The sequence below is a fragment of the Paenibacillus popilliae ATCC 14706 genome (assembly GCF_000315235.1).
In the GTDB taxonomy this organism is placed as follows: domain Bacteria; phylum Bacillota; class Bacilli; order Paenibacillales; family Paenibacillaceae; genus Paenibacillus_B; species Paenibacillus_B popilliae.
In genome coordinates this window covers 1-266 of the sequence record NZ_BALG01000578.1, presented here as the reverse complement: position 1 = coordinate 266, position 266 = coordinate 1, and the positions used below count along the sequence as shown (strand labels likewise).

Sequence of the window (266 nt, the reverse complement as noted above, 5' to 3'; positions counted from 1 at the left end):
GGAACGATTCGGATAAATGGTTTCCAAGCTCGGTGAAAAATTTGGCAAAGGTAGGTTCCTTGGCTATTTTTTTGGCATGCTCCCCTTGCACCCCATCCACAATCATTTTCATCTGTTTTCCCAGATCAACAGCCATACTTGCAGAGTGGGAAGCTTGCTCCACGGTCGTGTATAGTCGTTGTTTGGCTTGGTTAGTTTCTGTTTTCTGCGTGGACGCCAGCGTTGTTCCTTGTTCCGGATGAATGGCCTGCCACAGGCTTTGATAA

1 protein-coding gene is annotated in these 266 nt (G+C 47.4%); it reads right to left on the bottom strand.

Annotation, left to right across the window (positions count from 1 at the left end; all coding sequences use genetic code 11):
- On the bottom strand, positions 1–266 hold a 266-nt coding region (locus PPOP_RS23200; RefSeq protein ID WP_042230444.1), incomplete at both ends, for a hypothetical protein.